Source organism: Kitasatospora putterlickiae (genome assembly GCF_039527695.1).
Lineage (GTDB): Bacteria > Actinomycetota > Actinomycetes > Streptomycetales > Streptomycetaceae > Kitasatospora > Kitasatospora putterlickiae.
On the sequence record NZ_BAAAKJ010000031.1, the window covers coordinates 722 to 3084 of the forward strand.

Genomic DNA, 2363 nt, shown 5'->3' on the forward strand with positions numbered 1-2363 from the left:
CGCGACCCGCGCGGGGGCCGGCGTTCTACGGCTTACGCAGCGTATTCGCCGTGGCGACCGCGCGCAGGACGGCGGCGGCCTTGTTGCGGCATTCGGTGTCCTCGCCGTGCGGGTCGGAGTCGGCCACCACGCCGGCGCCGGCCTGGACGTAGGCGGTGCCCTCGCGCAGCACCGCCGTGCGGATGGCGATCGCGGTGTCGGAGTCCCCGGCGAAGTCCAGGTAGCCGACGCAGCCGCCGTACAGGCCGCGGCGGGTGGGCTCCAGCTCCTCGATGATCCGCATCGCCCGCGGCTTGGGCGCTCCGGACAGGGTGCCGGCCGGGAAGCAGGCGGTCAGCACGTCGAAGGCGGTCCGTCCCTCGGCGACCTTGCCGGTCACCGTGGAGACGATGTGCATGACGTGGCTGTACCGCTCGATCTGCATGAAGTCGACGACCTCGACGCTGCCCGGCTCGCAGACCCGCCCGAGGTCGTTGCGCCCGAGGTCGACCAGCATCAGGTGCTCGGCCCGCTCCTTGGGGTCGGCGAGCAGTTCGGCGGCCAGCTCGGAGTCCTCCTGCGGGGTGGCGCCGCGGTGCCGGGTGCCGGCGATCGGGTGCAGCAGCGCCTCGCCGCCGGTGACCTTGACCAGCGCCTCCGGGCTGGAGCCGACCACGTCGAAGCCGCCCTCGGCGCCGCCGTCCGGCCCGGGGAAGCGGAACAGGTACATGTACGGGCTCGGGTTGGTGGTGCGCAGGACGCGGTAGACGTCCAGCGCGGAGGCCGGGCAGGGCGCCTCGAACCGCTGCGAGGGCACCACCTGGAACGCCTCGCCGGCCCGGATCCGCTCCTTGATCTCCTCCACCGCGGCCCGGTACGGCTCCCCGCCGAACGGCGAGCGGACCTCGCCGGGGCCGCTCGGGGTGAAGGTGGCCAGGCCCGGGTCGACCGGCTTGAGCAGGTCGGCCTCCATCGCGTCGAGCCGGGCGACGGCGTCCGCGTAGGCCTCGTCCACGCCGCTGGCCAGGTCGTTGTGGTTGACCGCGTTGGCGATCAGCAGCACGGTGCCGTCGGCGTGGTCGAGCACCGCGAGGTCGGTGGCGAGCAGCAGGGTCAGCTCGGGCAGCTTCAGGTCGTCCGGGTTGAGGTCGGGCAGCTTCTCCAGCCGGCGGACCACGTCGTAGCCGAGGTAGCCGACCAGGCCTCCGGTGAGCGGGGGCAGGCCGTCGTCGGCGCGGCGCGGGGTGTGCAGGGCCTGGAGCGCGGCGCGCAGCACCTCCAGCGGGTCGCCGCCGGTGGGGATGCCGACCGGCGGGGCACCGAGCCAGCGGGCGTCGCCGTCCGGGCCCGCGGTCAGGGTGGCGGCGCTGCGGACGCCGACGAAGGAGTAGCGCGACCAGCTGCGGCCCTGCTCGGCGGACTCCAGCAGGAAGGTGCCGGGGCGCTCGTCGGCGAGGCTGCGGTAGAGGCCGATCGGGGTGAGGCCGTCCGCGAGGAGCCTGCGGGTGACCGGGATGACCCGGGTGTCGACGGCGAGCTTGCGGAAGCCTTCGAGGTCCATGACGGGCGGCACCTTACGACGGAGGGGCGGAAGGGGGTGGTCGGCCGAGCGGTCACCCGGCCGAGCCATCAACCGGGCGGGCGATCAACCGGGCGAGCGGTCAGCCGAGCAGGAGCACGTCGGCGTCGAAGCAGGTGCGGTCACCGGTGTGGCAGGCCGCGCCGGTCTGGTCGACCTTGACCAGCAGGGTGTCGCCGTCGCAGTCCAGCGCGACCGACTTGACCGCCTGGACGTGGCCGGAGGTGTCGCCCTTCACCCAGTACTCGCGGCGGCTGCGGCTCCAGTAGGTGCAGCGGCCGGTGGTGAGGGTGCGGTGCAGCGCCTCGTCGTCCATCCAGCCCAGCATCAGCACCTCGCCGGTGTCGTACTGCTGCGCCACGGCCGGGAGGAGGCCGTCCTCGGTGCGCTTGAGCCGGGCGGCGATCTCGGGGGCCAGGGCGGTGGAACCGGGGGCGGCGGGTGTGGTGGACATGGGGCCATTGTGTCAGCCCGGTCCGGCGGGCCGGGCGGCACCGGTGCCGGGCCGACCATCTGATCGAACGAGTTGTGCCAACCGCCTGCCGGGGGCCCCCGCTCTGCGCCATTCTCGTGGTCATGACCTCCGAGCAGCGTGCCGCCGGCCCCGCCGAACCTCCGGGCGACGACGGCCGCCCCCGCCCCGGGGGCACCTCCGACGCCCGGCCGTCCCGGGGCCTGCTGATCGCCGTCGCGGCGGTGCTGGCGGTCCTGCTCGCGGTGGTGGCCACGGTCCTGCTGTGGCCCGAGGACGATCCGGCGCCCAAGCCCCCCCCCCCCCCCCCCCCCCCCCCCCCCCCCCCCCCCC

The 2363-nt window shown here is 74.9% G+C and carries 2 protein-coding genes; both read right to left on the reverse strand.

Annotated elements, in window-relative coordinates:
* Window positions 1-25 precede the first annotated feature (25 nt).
* Entirely contained in the window at window positions 26-1540 is a 1515-nt protein-coding gene (locus ABD308_RS04125) for an anthranilate synthase component I (protein ID WP_344325659.1), read from the reverse strand.
* Between the two features lie 100 nt (window positions 1541-1640).
* Window positions 1641-2012, reverse strand: a complete 372-nt coding sequence (gene hisI / locus ABD308_RS04130; protein ID WP_344325662.1) for a phosphoribosyl-AMP cyclohydrolase — start codon at window positions 2010-2012, stop codon at window positions 1641-1643.
* Window positions 2013-2363: the final 351 nt, after the last annotated feature.

Excerpts from the sequence above, each read along its gene's own strand:
- ABD308_RS04125 (WP_344325659.1), bottom strand. The coding sequence starts at position 1,540 with ATGGACCTCGAAGGCTTCCGCAAGCTCGCCGTCGACACCCGGGTCATC.
- hisI (WP_344325662.1), bottom strand. The coding sequence starts at position 2,012 with ATGTCCACCACACCCGCCGCCCCCGGTTCCACCGCCCTGGCCCCCGAG.